Genomic DNA, 18945 nt, shown 5'->3' with positions numbered 1-18945 from the left:
TGGGGGCGGCCGGCAAATCCGTCCGGTCCCGTATCTTGCAGCCGCTGCCACCGGCCAGACTCCTGATTTTTTTCCTGACTTCGGTAGCTTGCTTTTGCCCGAAGTCTTTTTTCAATTCGCTTCTTCCGATGAACATTTTCATCAACGACATTCCGCTGGTTATCAAGAAACTCAGCGAAAAAGTGTACAAACACAAATTTGACCTCATTCTCAGCCCCGACGATGATTTCACGTCGAAGGACCTGGTGGGGGACGTGTTGGTGCGCGACGCCGGCCCGCTATTCATCGACCGTCTGCTGCGCCTGATGGAGGTGAAAAAGCTGAAAAAGCTGAAGTCGCTGACTATGCTGGTCAAAAAGAAAAAATTCATCACCCTGCATTTTAAAGACCAGTTCAAAATCGCCAAAGCCGGCGGCGGGCTGGTGGTGAAAGGCGACCAGGTGCTGATGATTTACCGCCTCGGCAAGTGGGACCTGCCCAAGGGCAAGCTCAAGAGTGACGAGGACCAGGCCGCTGGTGCCCTGCGCGAAGTGGAGGAAGAAACCAACATCAAGCTAGAACTCGGCGAAGAATTACCGAGCACCTGGCACAGCTACGCCTACAAGGGCAACAAAATGCTGAAAAAGACCAGCTGGTACCTCATGAAGTGCTTGGATGATAGCCTGATGAAGCCCCAGACCGAGGAATACATCGAGGAAGTGCGCTGGATGTCGCCCCAGGAAGCCCTGGCCAAGCTGGAAGATTCCTACGCTTCCATTGCGCTGGTGGTGCGCCACTACCTGAGCGAGATGGCCGGCAAACCCACCAAAGAACCAGCGACGGGTAAATAACCGTACGTGTGGGACGATGCGTCATTTCCAGGCACTTTTGATTGGGGTACTTATGGTTGGGGTGGGGGCCTGTTCGGGCGCTCACGAGCCTACCCGTGACCGCGCCGCGCCCGCCGTGGCCACGGCGGCCCTGAAACTGCCCCGGCTGAATGTATCTGGCCTGCTGCCTCTCACCATTGACGAGATAGGCCAGATACTAGGCCCGCGCCTGCCAGTGCCGGATGCCCTGCTGGACCCGACGCGGGTGCCTTCCATCCACACCGATGAGCAGCCGGATTCAACCGTGCTGTTCCAGAGCCGGGGCCTGAATATCGTGGTGGCCTTTGATGCCCACACGCGCCGGGTGAATGAGCTATTGCTGATGGGCACCAACGAAAATGAGCTAATGGTGCGTAGCGGCTTGCAGCTCAACTCGTCGGAATACCTGGTGCTGCCGTTTTTCCAGCGCCAGCGCCCCATGCAGCTCATGGGCCTGCGGGTGCTGGCGCTGGCCCTCAGCCAGAACTAAAAGCAGCTACTGCGGCAAGGGCGGCAGCGAAAAAGGCAGAAACGCATCCACATTGCCCCCGAAGCGGTGGATATCCCGGATAATGGTGCTGCTGATGGCCCCGAGCGTGGGCGAGGTCAGTAGGAATACCGTTTCCAGTCCGGCATTAATATGTTGGTTGCCATAGGCGATGGGCTTTTCGTATTCAAAATCAGGGCTGTTGCGCAAGCCGCGCAGTAGGAATGCGGCCCCGGTTTCGCGGGCAAATTCTGCCGTGAGGCCTTTAAAAGTGCGAACCGAAACCTGGGGCTCGTTCTCAAAAAGCCCGGCAATCAGGCCCTGCATCTGCTCAACCGGCAGGTAGCGCTGCTTGCTGCTATTGGTGCCGATGGCAATGATGACGTGGTCGAACAGCGCCAGCCCGCGCCGCACAATGTCGAGGTGACCATTGGTGAAGGGGTCGAAGGAGCCGGGGAAAAGGGCAATGCGGGGCATTTGAGGGGGAGTTAAGAGTTAATAGTTAGATGTTAAGAGTTAGGGGTTCCCAATCCACATGATGACAACTCCTAACTCTCAACCCCTAGCTCTTAACTTTCCTACGCGAAGTGCAGGCTGAACAGGTCGAAATAGCGGTATTCAAACACGTCGTTGAGCCGGTAGCTGTACTGCACGTTGCCGGGCCGGGTGCCGAAATGCACGTTGCGCACATAGGTTCGCAGCAGGCTGAATACGGCCGAATCGGGCATGAGCTCGCCCCATACGGTCACGTCGTCCTGGTCGGGGTCGAGGGCCAGCTCCTGCATCACGAGGATGGTATAGTACACCACATCCTCGGCGGTGGAGCACGGGAACACGTTGCAGTATTCCAGGTGCTGGCCCAGCACTACGAGCGTCAACTCCTGCGGGCCGGGGTTGAGGTACAGCCGGCGAGGGGCCGCCGCGCCGCGCTGATGCACCAGCCCGGTTAGCAGGGCGCTGGTGTGGTGCAGCAGGCGGCCGGTGGCCCCGTACGTGGCCGTCAGCCACTCGGCCAGGGGGGCGTCGGCGGCAAATACGTTCACCAGCTCCAGGCCGGGGTGGGTGGTGTGGCGCACCACTTCGCTGGGCGTGGGGGTGTGGTGCAGGCGCAGGGCCGCGGCCTCATCGCCGGCCCGGAACAGCGGGGCCGGTAGCAGCGTGAAGGCCCGGCCCGTGACGGCCAGCCGCACCGCGTTCCAGCCCCGCAGGCCCAGGAAATCGTGCTGGGCAGCCAGGGCCGGCACGCCGCCGGCGGGCAGCTGGTAATCCTCCAGCACCACGAATTTGCGTCGTTCTACATCGGCTACGGCCAAGTGCAGGCGGGCCGGGCTGGCCATCAGGTACAGGTTGTAGGCCCCCAGGTTGGCGGGGTCGAACGTTTCGTCGCGCAGGCGCAACAGGGGCGTCAACGCCGTCGACGCAGAAGAAGCTGAAAGAGTAGGAGCAGGCACGAATCGAAGCTAAACAGGCCAACGGCCGGGGCTAAAGATAAGGCTGCGCTTGGGGAAGCCGCGAAAATCGGGACGGACCAGACCCGCTAATTCCCGCCTTGGTTTCGCCTTTATTTCCGCAGGATTAATCAGACAAAGCGTATCTGAGGCACAAACAGGTCGTCGGGGCTGAGCACCATGCGCAGCAGCGGATGCACCTGCGCCGGGGGTAATTGCATGAGTTGCCGGGGCGTAAACCACCTCAGGTCGGTGAGCAGCTGGTGGTCGGCTGCGTGTTCGGGGTCGTGGCCCAGGGTGGGCTGGGCGTCGGCATCGGCCACCACTTCAAAGAACAACTCCAGGGCCTGGAGCTTATCGGTGCTGAATTCGTGCAGGTGCAAAAAGCGCCCCACACGCACCGTCAGGCCGGTTTCCTCCCGAAATTCCCTCACCAGCGCTTCCTTCAGACTTTCGCCAAAATGCCAGCCCCCACCCGGCGGCGACCAGAACGGCGCGTCCTTCGGCAGCAGGCCCCGGTGGGCCGCCAGCAGCATCCCGCTATCGCGCAGCAGCAGCCCCCCCACCCGTACCCTTACTTTACCAGAATATGCATGAAGCAGCGTAGCGGGGGAAATATTCGGCGAATCGGGCAAATCGGACATAGCTCAGGCGGGGCGGTAAGGGAAAAAAGCTGTCGGGCGGTTTGGCAGCAGCATTGTACGGCTAACGCCCGTAAAACGCCATTGTTTCATCGATAATACCTGGCGCACGACAAGAAATTGTGGTCGAGTAGCTTACGAGTCCGCCGGCTGCCGGTTAAGCTCCAGTCGGGATGCGGCGGCCGTACGCCGCCGCATTCGCCAGCGCCGCAGCCGCGTTAGAATGTACACCAGCAGTAGCAGCACCAGCCCCCCCGCTACCAGCGGCAGCAGCAGCGTGATGGTCACCCCGCCCACGGCCAGCGTGTTTTCGGCGGTGGCCAGCACGGGGTTGGCCAGGCCGCCGGTGGTGGCGGTGGCCGCGCCCCGCAACAACGCGGTGCCGGTTTGCACCAGGCCGGCCGTGCCGCCACCCACCAGAATGCCAAGCGTCCAGCGCAGGGTGGGGTCGAGGTGGGGAAGGGCCGAGGTCATGAGAATAGTGCCCGCCACGAAGGAGGCCGGCGTGGTCAGCGTGTCCAGCAGGTGGTCGACCACGGGGATGTAGTAGCCTGCCACCTCCACCACCGTGGCCGTGGCCAACGTGAGCAGCGCCGCCCAGGTGCCCAACCAGGCAAAGCCGGCCGCCGGGGCCAGGTAGCCGGTGTGGTAGGCAATGCTGGCCGCTAGCAACGGCACAAATACCCGGAAGCCGCTGCACGCCGCCAGCCCCAGGCCCAGCGCGCCCGCTACCAGAAACTGCATTGCCGGGACCGGTTCCATCACCATTGCGAAAGCTGAATTGTGCCGCCGAAAGATACGGGCGCGGGGCGCAAGCCAGTACCTTTGGCCCATGGCTTCAGAAAACCACGCTCCCGTTTCCGCTACTACCACCGACCTCGAAATCCGCATCCGCCGCAAGCTGCTGGGCCAGGGCTTTATGCACCTCATCGGGGCCGACCTGACGGTTATCACCCCCGGCCGTGTCGAGGCCGAGCTTACTTTGGCCGGCCAGCACTTGCAGCAGCACGGCTTCGCGCACGGTGGCCTCATTGCCACGCTGGCCGATTTGGTGGCCGGCTTCGCGGCCGTAACGCTGGTGCCCGAGGGCGTGGGCGTGGTCACCTCCGATTTGAAAATCTCCTACCTGCACCCCGGCGTGGGCCGCCGGCTCCGCGCCATTGGCTGGGTGCTGAAACCCGGCCGCCGCCTGCACTTCTGCGAGGCCGAGGTGTGGTGCGATGACCTGATGATTGCCAAAGCCAGCGCCACGATGGCGGTGATTGAGCCGCGGTAAACGATTTAAGTAATGCAAAATGTAGTCAACAAGTATTATCCATATCGTGTGCGCTGGCAGCAAAGCGAGGGGTTTCTTCTGTGGCTGGAACGACCGGAACCGGAAAGAGAATCACTGTGGACTGATGCCCAAAATAAAGTGCCTATTTTCGAGACCTGTCAGCACCTGGGTTCCTTTGTGCTCGGTCTAGGAAAGCAGTTGCAGAATCAGGAAACCTCGCCAACTAATCTTGATGCTGTCGTTGCGTGGTTGACCAATGGCACTGAACAGCCAGCTGAGGAATGTTTGAGTGTCTGGAATCTGTTCGATGATTTGAGTGCGGGCGTTCAAAAGCTATTTGTAGGCAATGAGCACAACCCGGAGCGTGACCTGGTTTTTGACCTGCTTTATGCTCAAAGTGGTCCATACCTCAGCTCGGAAATTGCAGTGCCCTGGCGCATATATGGCCCGATGCAATGGCAACCAGAGCAACTACAGACCTTGCGCCATATCCTGACGCAAGGCCTTGGGTTATGGCAGCAAAGCACCTATTGGCAACGAGACGCTAAAAACTTGCCGCAACCCAGTGATAGCCGATAATTATTTTTCCGAATAACTGTGTCATTACTCTCCCTCCGCACGCCCTCCGTCCGCGACTACTTTCCTTACGAGCCCACCGACGACCAGGCCCTGCTCTTCACGCAGCTTGATGCGTTTTTGCGCGACCAGCTGCCGGGCCGTAAGGTGTTTGTGCTGCGCGGCTACGCGGGCACCGGCAAAACCACCGTGGTGAGCGCCCTGGTGCAGTGGCTGCACAAAATGCAGCGCAAATACACCCTGATGGCTCCTACGGGCCGGGCGGCGAAGGTGATGGCCGGCTACGCGGGCGTGGCCGCCAGCACCATTCACAAAAAGATTTACCGCCAAACCAGCGGCTCGCCCTCCGAGCGGCTCAACTTCCAGCGCCAGCCCAACCGCGCCGAGCAAACGCTCTATATCGTGGACGAAGCCTCGATGATTTCGGACGAGAAAGCCTTCGGTGAGAACGGGTTGCTGGATGACTTGATGGGCTTCGTATTCGAGAAAACCAGCAACAAGCTCCTCGTCATCGGCGATACGGCGCAGCTGCCGCCGGTGGGCCAGTTCCTGAGCCCGGCCCTCGACCCGGAGCTGCTGGCCCACCGCTTCCGCGCCGACGTGGGCAGCGTGGAGCTGCGCCAGGTGATGCGCCAGGCCCAGCAGTCGGGCATTCTGGTGAATGCGACGGAGTTGCGCGAGGAGCTGCGGGAGCAAGCGCCCAATATCCAACTGCACACCAAGGGCTTCCGGGATATTTTCAAGATGGGCGGCGACAAGCTGGAGGACGGCCTGCGCTGGGCCTACCGCCAGTACGGTCACGAAAATACCACCATCATCTGCCGCTCCAACCGCAACGCCAACCAGTATAACCAGCTCATCCGGCGGGCGTTGTTCGATGCCGAGGAGGAGATTGAGGGTGGCGACTACCTCATGGTGGTGCGCAACAACTACTACTGGCTGCCCAAGGACTCCGAAATTGGCTTCCTGGCCAACGGCGACTTCCTGCAAATCACGAAAGTGGTGCGGCGCGAGGAGATGTACGGCTTCCATTTCGCCCAAGCCCAGGTGCGGCTGGTGGATTATCCCGATGAGCCCGAAATCGAAGTCAAGCTGCTGCTTGACACGCTGCACACCGAAAGCCCGGCCCTGCCTTCGGACCGCAACAATGCCTTATACATGGCCGTGAGTGAGGATTATGCCCACCTCAAAACCAAATCCGAGCGCTACAAGGAAATGCGCAAAGACCCCTACCTCAACGCCCTGCAAATCAAATTCGCTTACGCCCTGACGTGCCACAAGGCTCAGGGCGGGCAGTGGCAGGCCGTGTTCGTGGACCACGGCTTTCTGAAGCCCGACGAGCCGCTGGCGGGCGAGTTTGCGCGCTGGCTCTACACGGCCATCACGCGGGCCTCGGAGCGGCTGTTTCTGCTCAACTTTCAGCAGAAGCTGATAAGCGACCCGGTGGAAGAAGACTAAGTGGTTGCGGCGCAGCGGAATTTTCTGGCGAACGTCTTCGTTTAGTTGGCTTCACCGTTTCTTCAGGTGTGGCCGGCTAGTTTGGTCAGAAATTTGCGAGTGCGCCCGAAAGCACTAAATTTGTTCATCCCTCAGCTCATCAACGTTTCATCCCCTTCTGATTTTTATGAAAAAAACCCTGCTTCTCGCCCTGAGCCTGACCGCTGCCGCCTACTCCGCCCAGGCCCAGGCCCCGGCTGCCAAAGCCGCCACTACGGCCGGCCCCGCTATCGTGTTTGAAGAAGTGAAGTACGACTTCGGTTCCGTGGTACAGGGCGGTACCGTCGACCACACGTTCAAGTTCAAGAACACCGGCACGGCTCCCCTCGTCATCTCCAACATTGGCGTGAGCTGCGGCTGCACCACACCGGAGTGGACCAAAGCCCCGATTGCGCCCGGCAAAACCGGTACCATCGCCGCCCACTTCAACTCGGCCGGCAAAATGGGCATGCAGAACAAAGTGCTGACCATTGAGTCGAACGCTACCGCTGGCAGCACCACCGTTTCGCTGGTTGGCGAAGTGAAAGAGGCCAACACGGCCGCTGCCAACGCCGCCCCCGGCATGACCATGACCGACACCACGCCCATGACGACCGTGAAAGACAACGGCAAGAAAGTGAAGGAGAAAATGGGTGACACCAAGCTCAAAGCTAAAGTGAAATAAGCTTTCGCTGAAACCGAAGCCCCATAAAAAAGGCCGCCTGCGAAAGCAGACGGCCTTTTTTTTCGTCTTGGCTAAAAATCTACAGCTCGCGCACGGCCAGCGCCAGGCTCACCCAGCCAGCCAAAAACAGCAGCCCGCCAATGGGCGCCACCGCGCCCAGCTTGGTCACACCCGTGAAGCACAGCGCGTAGAGCGAGCCGCTGAAAACTACGATACCGCCCAGCCAGAGCGCACCCGTGGTGCCCAGGCTACGCAGCTCGGGGCGGCTGGCCCAGAGTACGCCCACGGCCAGGGCCGCCAGGGCGTGGTAAAACTGGTAGCGCACGGCGGTTTCAAAGGTGTCGGCGCGGCCGGCCTTCACCAGCATATCGTGCAGGGCGTGCGCCCCGAAGGCCCCGATGGCCACGCCCAGGCCGCCAAAAATCGCGGCCAGCTGAATCAAAAGTCGAGCTGTCATAAAGAAAAATAGAGGAGAATGGAAGCACGAAGGTAGCCCGCTGGCCCGCAAGCCCGGCGTCAGATTTGCCGTTTGAGGCGCAGGGTGGCGGTGTGGAGGTTGCCATCGGGCCGGCGCAGCAGCAGCAGCAGCACGCGGCCATCTTCGGAATGCAGCATGCGGTCGAGCTGCGTGAGCGAGAACGTGCTGACCGGTAAAAAATTGATGCTGAGCAACTCTTCTTCTTCTTCGATGCCGGCGGTGGCGGCCGGCGAGCCGGGCATGACGCGCAGTATCAGAAACCGGTGGTAGTCCTCGCCGGTCGCCAGCAGGTCAATACCGGACATGTCGTGCTCAAACGGCTCCCGGAATTTGGTGTTGGGGCGGAGCAGCAGCCGGCGGTGCGGGTAGTCGATGACCAGCGAAAACCGTTTCAGCAACTCGTAGCCGATGTTGCCATTGCGCGGCACGTCGATGCGCCGATGCACGTCTTCGGCATCGGGGAAGGAAGTGAGGACCGAGCGCATGGTGTAGCGGCCCAGGTGCAGGATGGGCACCCGCCCCAAAAAGCCCCGCACCGTGCCCGAAAGCCCCCGGCCCAGGTCGGCCGGCAGGCGGTGGGCGGGGGCTGCCATGCGCGGGTCCGAGTCCAGCTCCAGCGACAGGGCATGGCTGGCCCCGGTATCGAGCACCAGCTTGAGCGGCATCGTGAGCGAGTCGTTGAGCTGCACGGGCGCGGTGAAATAGGCCTTGTTGTTTTCCAGCGAAAGCGGCAGGCTCGACCAGCGCTTGCCGCCGGGCGGGCGGTAGGTGGCCGGGTCGGTGAGCACCAGCTTGAACGTTTCCGAATGCACGGCCACCACGAAGCTGCGAAACAGCTCGGAACCCAGAATGCCACTGATGGGGATGCCCACGTAGCCCGAAAGATTGAGCACGTCCTGCGACATCACCAGCCAGCTCATGCGGGGGGCCACCGCGCCCGGTAGCTCCACGCGCACGCTGTCGGTTTGGTAGGCGAGCAGGCCGGTATCGGTGCCCCCCATGCCAATTACCCGGAAATACTGCCCCCGGTGCAGGCGCAGCGAGTCGGCCAGCTGCGGCGCGGTGATGATGGACGTGCCCACGCCCGAATCGAGCAGGAAATTGAAGGGCCCGGCCCCGTTCAGGCGCAGCTTCACCACCAGCAGGTTGCGCTGCACCTGGAAATTCAGGGTGGTCTGATGGTCGTTGGCGCGGGTGAAGCCGAAAGGGCCGGGCGGCAGCGTCACGGCCTGGGCGCAAACGGGTGCCCGCAGCCCCCCGCAAAGGACCCCGGCAACCAGCAAATACACCAAGCGCGGGCTACGCATAACCGGGACAATTCGAGCAGACCGGTAAATAAAGCGAAAAGACACGCCATTATTTACTTAGGGTGCAAATGCCGGCCCGGCCCGGTGCCTCGCCCGCTCGTGCGCGCCTACCCGGGAGCCTCCCATGCCCCCTCAGGCGCGTAGCGCAACGCCCCGCCGCTGATATGCAGCGGCGCAGCTAAGTTGTTGTGGTACAGCTGGCCCGTACCCAGGCCCTGGGCAAAGCCGCGTACGTCGTACTCGCCCGTGAGCTGGGCCACGGCGTTCAAACCCACATTCGACTCCAGGGCCGAAGTAATCCACCAGCCGATGCCGCGCGCCTCGGCCAGCGCAATCCAGTGGCGGGTGGCGGCATGGCCGCCCAGCAGCGTGGGCTTGAGCACGATGTAGGCCGGGCGCACCTCGTCGAGGAGGGCAGCTTGCTGGGCTGGGTTGGTCACGCCAATCAGTTCCTCATCGAGGGCAATGGGAATGGGAGAGGTGCGGCACAGGTCCGCCAGCGCTGCCAACTGGCCCGCCGCAATGGGCTGTTCGATGGAATGAATGTCGAACGCCGCCAACTGGGCCAGCCTGGCCGACGCTTCGGCCGGCGCAAAGGCCCCGTTGGCATCCACGCGCAGCGTGAGCTGCTTGGGCGGCGCTACGGCCCTTATTTCGGCCAGCAGGCCCAGCTCGGTGGTAAAGTCCAGCCCACCGATTTTGAGTTTCAGGCAGGAGTAGCCCGCCGCCAGCTTCTGTTGGATTTGCTCCCGCATAAAAGCCGCGTCGCCCATCCACACCAGGCCGTTGATGGGCAAAGCCGCCTCGCCCCGGCTGAAAGCGTTGGCATAAAGCTGATGCCGGCCGCCCCGCGCCAGGTCGAGCGCGGCGGTTTCGAGGGCAAACGTGAGGGCCGGAAGTCCCAGACCCACAAACGCCGGCGCATCGGCCGCTGTGAAAGCAGTCAATGCGCTGGCGCTGAAGCGTTGGCATAAATCGGCAACGGCCTGGGGAAACCCGGGGCCGTAATCAGAGCTGAGGCCCGCCAGGGGAGCGGCTTCGCCAATGCCCTCCACGGCGGGAAAAGCGTCGTCGGCCAGATGCAGGTACCAGGCGACGTGCTCGGCCAGGGCTCCCCGTGAGGTACGGGCCGAAAAGTTGAAGTGCAGCGCGCGCTGCGAAAAGCGAAGATGAAGCATGGCGCAAAGATGCGCGCCCGGCCCCGTTAGTGGTTCGCGCTAGTCGGCCTGGGCGCTTTTGCCGCGGCGGCTTACGAGGCCACCCTTGCGGCCGGCATCGCGGGCCTCATCGGCCGAGAAGCGGTGGCCCCGGCCACTGGCGTGCGAGGCCTTGCCGCCTTCGCTGGCAATGCGGCGCTGGGTTTCGGGGCTCATGGCGGCGAAGCCGCGGCGGCTTTTGGTGCCCACGCGATTAGCAGGGCGGGGGATGGCTTTTAGCGCTGGGGCAACGGATAACTCGACGGAAAGGGCAGCAGTTTTCATATGAATAAGGAAAGATGGTTTTGTGTGATGCAATGGTAGGATGGTTGGGTCACATTATTACCAATCTTGGCAGTATAAGTTATTTTTATTGCTGAAACGGTGAATAAATACCGCTTTTTACCGAGGAGCTTCTACGTAGTTTTCGCTACTTCTGTGTAATTAATTCCTGCAAACCCGGCTTTCACGCGCCCGGGATTTTTGAGTTTCGGCACAACCTCCGAACTGCTAATCCGGTTAGTGATACAGCCCCGACTATTTCCACGGCTATTTTGCTATGAACCAAGCCCACGTTTCACCAGCCGCCCCCCGCGTGGCCCCGGCCTGGCTGGCCCGCTACCGTGCCGTGCGCGCTCAAAGCCAGGCCCTGTGCGCCCCCCTGCTGCCCGAAGACACCGTGGTGCAGCCCATGCTCGACGTGAGCCCGCCCAAATGGCACCTGGCCCACACCACCTGGTTCTGGGAAACCTTCCTGCTAACGGAGTACGCGCCCGGCTACCAGTTGTTCCACCCGGAGTACGCATACCTGTTCAATTCCTACTACAACTCGCTGGGCTCGCGGGTGAACCGGGCCGACCGGGGCACGCTCTCGCGCCCGGCTCTGGCCGACGTGCTGGCCTACCGCGCCCACGTCGATGCCGCTTTTGCCCAGCTCCTCACCGGGCGGCGCGACCTGCCCCCGGTCTTCTTTGAGCTGCTGGAGCTGGGCCTCCAGCACGAGCAGCAGCACCAGGAATTGCTGGCCACTGACATCAAATACATCCTCAGCACCAGCCCGCTGGCCCCGGCTTATATCGGCGAGGAGTTAGCTGAGTTAAGAGTGAAGAGTGAAGAGTTAGGAGTTGATTCGGTCGATGCCATTGCCCCAACTCCTAACTCTTCACCCTTCACTCTTCACTCAAAAGAAGCGTCCTGGCTGCCCGTGCCCGGCGGCGTGCATCGGATTGGCTTTCAGGAAAATGGCTTTTGCTTTGATAACGAGCTGGCGGCGCACGACGTGCTGCTGGCCCCCTTTGAGCTGCAGAACCGGCTGGTGACCAATGCCGAATTTCAGGCATTCATGGAGGCCGGCGGCTACCGCGATTTCCGCTATTGGATGGGCGAGGGCTGGGACCTGGCGCAGGCCCAGGGCTGGGAAGCGCCCCTCTACTGGGTGCGGCACGCCGATGGCTGGCACCGCTTCACGCACCACAGCCTGCAGGCGGTGCGGCCCGAAGCGCCGGTCACCCACATCAGCTTTTACGAGGCCGATGCCTATGCCAACTGGGCCGGGGCGCGCCTGCCCACCGAGGCCGAATGGGAGACGGCCGCCCGCCATTTTGGGGCCACCACCGATGCCGGCACCTGGCTTGAAAGCAACCTCTTCGACCCGCAGCCCCTGCCCGCCGATGCCGACCCTACGCAGTGCCACCAGCTGCTGGGCGACTGCTGGGAGTGGACCTACTCGGCCTACCATGCCTACCCCGGCTACGCCCGTGCCGCTGGCGCGCTGGGCGAATACAACGGCAAGTTCATGGTGAACCAACTGGTGTTGCGCGGTGGCTCCTGCGCCACGCCCGAAAACCACATTCGCCTCAGCTACCGTAACTTTTTCCACGCCGACAAGCGCTGGCAGTTCACGGGCATTCGCCTGGCCCGCTAGGTGACCGTGGCCCATTCTTTTGTTTCTTCAATTCCCCCTATGCCCATTTCTTCTATCCTGAGCCCCACCGCAACCGAGCTGGCCCAGCACGTAGCCCAGGGCTTGCAGCGTGTGCCCAAGGCCTTGTCGTCGATGTATTTCTACGACGATGCGGGCAGCCGCCTGTTTCAGCAAATCATGGATTTGCCCGAGTATTATCCCACGCGGGCCGAATTTGCCATCTTCCGGGAGCATGGCGCGGCCATTGCGGCGGCCCTGAGCCCGGCCGGCGGCGGCGACTTTGCGCTGGTGGAGCTGGGGGCCGGCGACGGGGCCAAAACCAAGCTGCTGCTGCGCGAGCTGCTGGCCGCCGGCACCCCGTTCACCTATGCCCCGGTGGATATTTCGGCGGGGGCCATGACGGGGCTGGTGGCTGCCCTCAAGCGGGAATTGCCGGCGCTGAACGTGGCCCCCGTGGTAGAGAACTACGCCACGGCCCTCACCCAGCTGCGCACCCGGCCGGGCAGCAAGGCGGTGCTGTTTCTGGGCTCGAACATTGGCAATTTCGGCCCGGCCGAACGGCTCGATTTCCTGCGCCAGCTGGCCGCGCCCCTGGCCCCGGCCGACCGCCTGCTCATTGGCTTCGATTTGCAGAAGGACCCGCGCCGCATCCGGGCGGCCTACGACGATGCCCAGGGCGTGACGGCCGCCTTCAACCTCAACCTGCTCACCCGCCTCAACCGCGAGCTGGGGGCTGATTTCGACCTCGCCCACTGGCAGCACTACACCGACTATAGCCCCCTGAACGGAGCCGTTCGCTCGTTCCTTGTGAGTACCCGCGCCCAGCGAGTACGGGTGGCGGCCCTCGATGAAACCTTCGATTTCGCGGCCTGGGAGGTTATTCACACCGAAAACTCCTTCAAATTCACCCTGCCCCAGATTGAAGCCCTGGCCACCGAAGCCGGCCTGCAGGTGGTGGAATATTTCACCGACCCAGCCACCGATTTTGCCGATGTAGTACTGGCCGCTCAGTAGTGCGAACCACCGGTTCGCACTACATCATTCCTGACTCATTTTATGCTCAGCCTTGCCTCCGGCTACGGAAGTTTTACGGTACCCGCAGTAGCCCTGGCTGCTGCCGACGAAGCCCTGCGCCCTGCCCGGCAGCACGGCCAGCCGCTGCCCGTAAGCCCCGCCGCCGGCCTGCCCGAATTGCGCGAAGCCCTGGCCCACCGCTACCGCCAGCGCGGTGCTACCGGCGTCACGGCCGAGCAGGTGCTGGTGACGGCCGGAGCCAAAACCGGCTTGTTTGCCCTGCTCAGCGAAATGCTGCGGCCCGATGATGACGTGCTGCTGCCCACGCCCAACTGGTTCGGCTTTCACGAACTGGTGCGGCGGGCCGGCGGTATCCTGCGCCCGCTGCCGCTTCGTGCCGCCGATGATTACGCCTTCACCCCCGAAATGCTGCGGGCGGCCCTCACGCCGGCCACGCGGCTGCTCATTCTCAGCAACCCCAACAACCCCACGGGCCGCGTGTATTCACGGCGCGAGTGGGCGGCGCTGCTGGCCGTGACGAATGAATTCCCGGACCTGTGGGTGCTCAGCGACGAGATTTACGAAGGCATCCGCTTCGGGCCGGAGCCGGTGCCCACGCTGCTGGCCCAGCCGGGCCCGCACGAGCGGCATATGGTGGTGAGCGGCTTCTCGAAGTCGCTGGCGCTGGCGGGCTGGGGCGTGGGCTGCCTGGTGGCCCCGCCCGCGCTGGCGCGGGCCGTGGCGGCGCGGCTGTTTAGTACCGGGGTGGCCGTGCCCGTTCCTGCTCAGCGGGCCGCGCTGGCCGCCACGCAGCACGCCGAAGCCATTGGGGCGGCGTTGTGCGCGCAATTGCGGCCCACCCGGCAGCTGCTGCTCGATGGCTTGGCGGCCCTGCCCGGCGCGCCCGCCGTGGTGGCACCCGAAGGCACTTACTACATTTTTGCCGATTTCACCCGCTTCCTCGCGCCCGGTTTGCCAGCGGTGGAGGCCTCGGCCGCGCTGGTGCAGCGGCTGGCCGAAGCCGGCGTGGAAGTGGTGGACGGAGCCACCTGCGGCGCGCCCGGCTTCCTGCGCCTGTCCTACGCCGTGGCCGAAGCTGATTTGCGGTCGGCACTGGCCATTATCACGGCCACGGTGGGGGGTAGCGACGCATAATTGCGTCTCGTCGTTGAACGGCACCAACTGCGCAGCCCCTAAACAACGACGAGACGCAAGGATGCATCGCTACACCGGGCTTGCGAGTTCGTTTCAACGGCCTGCGAGTTCAATTTACATGGCTGCGAGCTCGGTTTACATGGTTGCGAGTTGACTTTACATGCCTGCGACTTCGCTTCAAAGGGCTGCGAGCTGACTTTACATGCCTGCAACTTCATTTAACATGCCTGCAACTTCGATTTAACGCCCTGCGAGCGGGCGGCCCGTACCTTTGCCGGGCTTTTTTAGAGAATTATGCTAAGTAATATTCGTCCTCATTTGCGGCCTACGCTGCTGCTGGCCTACCCGGTGGTGCTGTCGCAATTGGGGCACATCATGGTGAGTTTCGTCGATTCGGTGCTGGTGGGGCGCACGGGCACCGTGCCGCTGGCCGCCGTGAGCCTGGGCGTGAACAGCACCAACGTCATCATGATTCTGGGCATTGGCCTGAGCATGGGGGCCGTGCCCCTGGTGGCCGCCGCCGATGGCCGCCGCGACCTGCCCGACCTGGCCCGCCTCCTGGTGTCGTCTGTGTGGCTGAGCGTGCTGGCCGGGCTGGCCCTGGCCGGGCTGGGCCAGCTGGTGCCGCCGCTCATGCACTACCTCGGCCAGCCGCCGGCCGTGGAAGCCATGGCCGCGCCTTGGGTGCGGGTCATCAGTTGGTCGTTTTTGCCGTTGATGATTTTTCAGGGTTTCCGTGAATTTGCCGAGGGGCTGGGGCTCACGCGGCAGGCCATGTGGCTTTCGGTGCTGGCCAACGTGGTGAACGCCGCCCTGTGCTACGCCCTGGTGTTTGGTCACTGGGGGGCACCCCAAATGGGGCTAATGGGCTCGGCCTGGGCCACGCTCATTGCCCGCACGCTCATGGCCGGGCTCATGGCCGCGTATGTGCTGCTGGCCCAGCGCCTGCACCCGTACCGCGCCGCCGTGCATAGCTGGCTGCCCGACTGGGCCACGCTGGGCCGCCTGTTCGATTTGGGCGCGCCCATCGGCGTGCAGATGGCCTTTGAAGTGGGCGCGTTTGCCACGGCCGCCATCATGATTGGCTGGCTGGGCGCGGTGCCACTGGCGGCGCATCAGGTGGCCATCAACCTGGCTTCGATAACCTACATGGCGGCCAGCGGCATCGCGGCGGCGGCTACCATCCGAGTGGGCAAGCTGATGGGGGAAGGGGACATGCCAGCGGCGCGGCAGGCTGGTTTCGCGGCCTACGTGCTGGGCTTTGGGTTTATGGCCACCATGGCGGCGCTCTTTATTGCCCTGCGGCACCAGGCCCCGCTGCTCTATAGCCACGATGCGGCCGTGGTGGCGCAGGCCGGTACGCTACTGCTCATCGCGGCCCTGTTTCAGGTGTCCGACGGCTTGCAGGTGATGGGCCTGGGCGCGCTGCGCGGGCTGGAAGATGTGAAAGTGCCTTCGGTGGTGGCCCTGCTGGCGTACTGGGCGGTGGCGCTGCCGCTAGGGTATCTCCTGGGTTTCCGGCTGCATTTTGGTGCGCCGGGCGTGTGGTCGGGGCTGCTGCTGGGGCTCACCATCGTGGCGGGCGTGCTCATCGTGCGTTTCCGGCGCGAAACCGCGCCAGGCTACGTGCCCGCGCCGTAGCGCGAACTTTCCAACTCGCGTCCCCGAACGGCCCCCGAACGAATGGCGCGGGGACGCGAACTGGAAAGTTCGCGCTACGGTTCGCGCTGTGGTGGCCGGGCAGTTCGCGCCGGCCGCACGCTTCTCCTTATTTTGCCCCATGCTTTCTCTTCTGACTTCGCTCCTGACGGCGGCTGCGCTGCTGCAAGGCCCGGCCGTGAAACCCCAGCCGGCCCCTGCCACCAAACCCGCGCCCGCGCCGTCCATCCCGTGGTCGGCCACGCGGCGTCTCACGATGGCCGACTTCCAGGGCCACCCCGGCCCGTCGGACCGGCTGGCGGCCCTCACGTCGGCCGATATCAAGTCCAACGCGGCCTGCCGCGACTTCGTGTTCAGCGCCACCGTGGTGGCGGCGTTCGACCCCAATACCTCGTGGTTTCAGCACCCCAAACTGGCTTCCGAAGCCCTGCTGCGCCACGAACAGCTGCACTTCGATATCACCGAAGCTTACGCCCGCCTCATGCGCCAGAAGCTGGCCGCCTTCGCCGTCAAGGCCGATTGCAATAAGCTCCAGCCGGCTTTCAACAACGTGACCAAAGCCGTGTACGCGGCCTGGGACAACGAGCAGAACCGCTACGACGCGGAAACCGGCCACGGCCTGAACGCCGTGCGGCAAGCGTATTGGGAAAAGCAGACGCAGCTGAAACTAGAGCAGCTCAAGGCGTTTGCGGTGGAGTAGGGCAGGGGTGATTACTTGATATAGAACGGTCATGCTCATCTGGCGTCCGCGCAGCCGAAGCGTGACGTTTTTAAGTAGTCGTGCAGAAATAAGCGTATTCAATCTGAACGTCATGCTGAGCTTGTCGAAGCATCTCTACCGCTTCATTGAACGGCCCTGACGAAGCGGTAAAGATGCTTCGACAAGCTCAGCATGACCGCCTTTTTGCTATGGTTACTTCTGCTTGAATACTTATTTATTCCCAACCATGGATTCTCCAACTTCCGCCCCCCTTACCTGGGACGAATTCGAGCGCGTCGACCTGCGCGTGGGCATCATTCGGGAGGCCCGGGCCTTCCCGGAGGCGCGCCGGCCGGCGTATCAATTGCTCATTGATTTCGGGCCGGAAATCGGCCTGAAAAAATCCAGCGCTCAACTAACCCATCATTACACGACGGCAGAGCTGGTGGGCCGGCAGGTGCTGGCCGTGGTCAATTTCCCGCCTAAGCAGATTGGGAAATTCCGCTCCGAAGTCTTGGTGACCGGCTTTGCCGATGCCGACGGACACATTATACTGGCCGCCGTGGCCGGCCCGGTGCCCAATGGGCAGCGGCTGGTTTAGTTGGTTTTGGCCGGGGCAGGCCCCCACTGGTCGGCGGCGGCCTGGGTGGCGGTGGCGGGGTTGAGCCGGGCTTCCCGCTTATTCAGCGTGTCGAGGACGCCGGCGTAGATTTCGTTCAAATCCTTGCCGTGGATGCCGTAGTAGCGGTAGCTGCGCTGGAAGGTGGAGTCGGAGACTTCGTGCTTCCAGAGCAGGTTTTTCTGCTGCGCCAGAAACAGTGCCCGGGCCGAATCGGGCGAGAGGCGGCTGTTTTCCACCTGGGCTTCGAGCTGGTGCAGGTCGGCCAGCACCTGGGCCATGTGCTCGCGGGGGATTAGGTCGAGCGGGATGGGGGCTTCTTCGGGGCGCTGGCAGGCGGGCAGCGCCAGCAGGAGGGGGGCCAGCACCAGGCCCAGGCAGCAGCGGCGGAATGATTTCACGCCGCAAAGTTAGCCCCGCGCCGTAGCTTCGCCATTCAAGAGTCAAGAGTTAAAAGTTAGGAGTTAAGAGTTTTATTGCTTCACCCCTAACTCCTAACCCTTAACTCCTAACCCTTAACTCCTCCCATGAACCCCTCCGTGCCCTCGGCCCTCACCGACCTGGTGCGCCGCCTGCGCCACCTCGAAATCCGCATTCGCAAGGCGGTGGAGGCCCAGCTCCAGGGCGATTTCCACTCCGTGTTCAAGGGCACGGGCTTGGAGTTTGACGACGTGCGCCTCTATCAGTACGGCGACGAAGTGCGCGCCATTGACTGGAACGTGAGCAGCAAGGGCCACGGCACGTTCGTGAAAACCTACAAGGAGGAAAAGGAGCAGCAGGTGCTGGTGCTGCTGGACGTGAGCGGCTCGCTGGACGTGGGCGACGGCCAGCGCCGCAAGCTCGACGTGGCCCGCGACATTGCGGGGCTGCTGGCGCTCTCGGCTGCCCGGCAGGGTTCGGCGCTAGGCCTGTTCGCGTTTTCAGACCAGAAGGAGCTGTACCTGCCGCCCGGCAAGGGGCCACGGGCGGCTTATGCGCTCATCAGCCGGCTGTTTGGGCTGGTGCCGGTTTCGGCCCGTACGGGGGTGGGAGCGGGCATCCGGCAGGCGCTGGGACTGCTCAAGCGCCGCAGCCTGGTGGTGCTGGTGTCGGACTTCATCGACGGCAACTACGAGCGGGAGCTCACCATGCTGGCCCAGCGCCACGACCTGATTGTGGTGCAGCTGCAGGCCCCGCGCGAGCGCACGTTCCCGGCCCTGGGCATCGTGCCCCTGCGCGACGCCGAAACCGGCCAGGTGCGCTGGGTGAACACCTCCAGCCCCGATTTTCGCAACCGCATGGAAGCCCAGGCCGAGCGCCAGGAGGCCGAGTTGGTGAACATCTGCCGCCGCCACCGCACCGGCTTCCTGGCCTTAAGCACGGAGGGTGATTTCGTGCCGCAGCTGGTGAACCTGTTTCGCCACCGTCGTCAATCGGGCCGCAATGGGTAATGGAGGCGAAGAGATTTACATATGAT

Annotated in this window: 22 protein-coding genes; 13 read left to right on the top strand and 9 right to left on the bottom strand. The window is 63.0% G+C overall.

Annotated features, from left to right (window positions below):
* The first annotated feature begins 128 nt into the window (after positions 1–128).
* Together ACVWYF_RS03875 and ACVWYF_RS03870 are read left to right on the top strand one after the other, a co-directional pair.
* Positions 129–830: an NUDIX hydrolase gene (locus ACVWYF_RS03875; RefSeq protein ID WP_457064804.1), complete on the top strand. Its 702-nt coding sequence runs from the start codon at positions 129–131 to the stop codon at positions 828–830.
* Positions 831–867: 37 nt separating this feature from the next.
* Positions 868–1338 carry a hypothetical protein gene (locus ACVWYF_RS03870; protein WP_457064802.1) on the top strand — a complete coding sequence of 157 codons (471 nt, stop codon included), beginning with the start codon at positions 868–870 and terminating at the stop codon, positions 1336–1338.
* A gap of 6 nt (positions 1339–1344) precedes the next feature.
* On the opposite strand, the gene coaD is transcribed toward ACVWYF_RS03870, so the two are convergent.
* The 4 genes from coaD to ACVWYF_RS03850 form a co-directional block, all read right to left on the bottom strand.
* Positions 1345–1812 (bottom strand): pantetheine-phosphate adenylyltransferase, encoded by a 468-nt coding sequence (coaD, locus tag ACVWYF_RS03865; protein ID WP_457064800.1) that lies wholly within the window; start codon positions 1810–1812, stop codon positions 1345–1347.
* Between the two features lie 101 nt (positions 1813–1913).
* The gene (locus ACVWYF_RS03860) at positions 1914–2786 is read right to left on the bottom strand and encodes a DUF3822 family protein (RefSeq protein ID WP_457064798.1); all 873 of its coding nucleotides are present in this window, start codon (positions 2784–2786) and stop codon (positions 1914–1916) included.
* Between the two features lie 128 nt (positions 2787–2914).
* Positions 2915–3427, bottom strand: coding sequence for an NUDIX domain-containing protein (locus tag ACVWYF_RS03855; protein WP_457064796.1), 513 nt, complete (start codon positions 3425–3427; stop codon positions 2915–2917).
* A 132-nt stretch (positions 3428–3559) separates the two neighbouring features.
* Positions 3560–4186 carry a DUF4126 domain-containing protein gene (locus ACVWYF_RS03850; RefSeq protein WP_457064794.1) on the bottom strand — a complete coding sequence of 209 codons (627 nt, stop codon included), beginning with the start codon at positions 4184–4186 and terminating at the stop codon, positions 3560–3562.
* Positions 4187–4256: 70 nt separating this feature from the next.
* On the opposite strand from ACVWYF_RS03850, the gene ACVWYF_RS03845 reads away from it, so the two are divergent.
* The 4 genes from ACVWYF_RS03845 to ACVWYF_RS03830 all read left to right on the top strand — a co-directional run bounded on the left by ACVWYF_RS03845 (position 4257) and on the right by ACVWYF_RS03830 (position 7437).
* Positions 4257–4700, top strand: a complete 444-nt coding sequence (locus ACVWYF_RS03845; protein ID WP_457064792.1) for a PaaI family thioesterase — start codon at positions 4257–4259, stop codon at positions 4698–4700.
* A gap of 12 nt (positions 4701–4712) precedes the next feature.
* The gene (locus tag ACVWYF_RS03840) at positions 4713–5279 is read left to right on the top strand and encodes a hypothetical protein (protein WP_457064790.1); all 567 of its coding nucleotides are present in this window, start codon (positions 4713–4715) and stop codon (positions 5277–5279) included.
* Between the two features lie 18 nt (positions 5280–5297).
* Entirely contained in the window at positions 5298–6734 is a 1437-nt protein-coding gene (locus ACVWYF_RS03835) for an ATP-dependent DNA helicase (RefSeq protein WP_457064788.1), read from the top strand.
* 166 nt (positions 6735–6900) lie between these two features.
* Positions 6901–7437, top strand: a complete 537-nt coding sequence (locus ACVWYF_RS03830; RefSeq protein ID WP_457064786.1) for a DUF1573 domain-containing protein — start codon at positions 6901–6903, stop codon at positions 7435–7437.
* Positions 7438–7516: 79 nt separating this feature from the next.
* On the opposite strand, the gene ACVWYF_RS03825 is transcribed toward ACVWYF_RS03830, so the two are convergent.
* The 4 genes from ACVWYF_RS03825 to ACVWYF_RS03810 form a co-directional block, all read right to left on the bottom strand.
* Positions 7517–7894, bottom strand: coding sequence for a DUF423 domain-containing protein (locus tag ACVWYF_RS03825; RefSeq protein ID WP_457064784.1), 378 nt, complete (start codon positions 7892–7894; stop codon positions 7517–7519).
* Between the two features lie 59 nt (positions 7895–7953).
* Positions 7954–9222, bottom strand: coding sequence for an aspartyl protease family protein (locus tag ACVWYF_RS03820; protein ID WP_457064782.1), 1269 nt, complete (start codon positions 9220–9222; stop codon positions 7954–7956).
* A gap of 107 nt (positions 9223–9329) precedes the next feature.
* On the bottom strand, positions 9330–10400 hold the full coding sequence (locus tag ACVWYF_RS03815) for an o-succinylbenzoate synthase (RefSeq protein ID WP_457064780.1): 1071 nt from the start codon (positions 10398–10400) through the stop codon (positions 9330–9332).
* 39 nt (positions 10401–10439) lie between these two features.
* On the bottom strand, positions 10440–10703 hold the full coding sequence (locus ACVWYF_RS03810; protein ID WP_457064778.1) for a KGG domain-containing protein: 264 nt from the start codon (positions 10701–10703) through the stop codon (positions 10440–10442).
* 274 nt (positions 10704–10977) lie between these two features.
* Here ACVWYF_RS03810 and egtB point away from each other — a divergent pair, with 274 nt between their 5' ends.
* The 6 genes from egtB to ACVWYF_RS03780 all read left to right on the top strand — a co-directional run bounded on the left by egtB (position 10978) and on the right by ACVWYF_RS03780 (position 17471).
* The gene (gene egtB, locus ACVWYF_RS03805; protein WP_457064776.1) at positions 10978–12342 is read left to right on the top strand and encodes an ergothioneine biosynthesis protein EgtB; all 1365 of its coding nucleotides are present in this window, start codon (positions 10978–10980) and stop codon (positions 12340–12342) included.
* A gap of 39 nt (positions 12343–12381) precedes the next feature.
* Complete coding sequence (egtD, locus tag ACVWYF_RS03800) at positions 12382–13356, top strand: L-histidine N(alpha)-methyltransferase (protein WP_457064774.1); 975 nt, start codon at positions 12382–12384, stop codon at positions 13354–13356.
* 42 nt (positions 13357–13398) lie between these two features.
* On the top strand, positions 13399–14511 hold the full coding sequence (locus ACVWYF_RS03795) for a pyridoxal phosphate-dependent aminotransferase (RefSeq protein WP_457064772.1): 1113 nt from the start codon (positions 13399–13401) through the stop codon (positions 14509–14511).
* Positions 14512–14805: 294 nt separating this feature from the next.
* The gene (locus ACVWYF_RS03790; protein WP_457064770.1) at positions 14806–16152 is read left to right on the top strand and encodes an MATE family efflux transporter; all 1347 of its coding nucleotides are present in this window, start codon (positions 14806–14808) and stop codon (positions 16150–16152) included.
* A gap of 139 nt (positions 16153–16291) precedes the next feature.
* Positions 16292–16870, top strand: coding sequence for a DUF922 domain-containing protein (locus tag ACVWYF_RS03785; protein ID WP_457064768.1), 579 nt, complete (start codon positions 16292–16294; stop codon positions 16868–16870).
* 247 nt (positions 16871–17117) lie between these two features.
* Entirely contained in the window at positions 17118–17471 is a 354-nt protein-coding gene (locus ACVWYF_RS03780; RefSeq protein ID WP_457064766.1) for a tRNA-binding protein, read from the top strand.
* Here ACVWYF_RS03780 and ACVWYF_RS03775 read toward each other — a convergent pair.
* The gene (locus ACVWYF_RS03775; protein WP_457064764.1) at positions 17468–17890 is read right to left on the bottom strand and encodes a DUF4296 domain-containing protein; all 423 of its coding nucleotides are present in this window, start codon (positions 17888–17890) and stop codon (positions 17468–17470) included. The two genes, ACVWYF_RS03780 and ACVWYF_RS03775, sit on opposite strands and share 4 nt — an antisense overlap.
* A 126-nt stretch (positions 17891–18016) precedes the next feature.
* On the opposite strand from ACVWYF_RS03775, the gene ACVWYF_RS03770 reads away from it, so the two are divergent.
* Positions 18017–18919, top strand: coding sequence for a DUF58 domain-containing protein (locus ACVWYF_RS03770; protein ID WP_457064762.1), 903 nt, complete (start codon positions 18017–18019; stop codon positions 18917–18919).
* Positions 18920–18945: the final 26 nt, after the last annotated feature.

It is taken from the genome of Hymenobacter sp. UYAg731 (assembly GCF_054061335.1).
The sequence above is the reverse complement of the archived record's forward strand: the minus strand, read 5'-3'. Positions and strand labels throughout refer to the sequence as shown.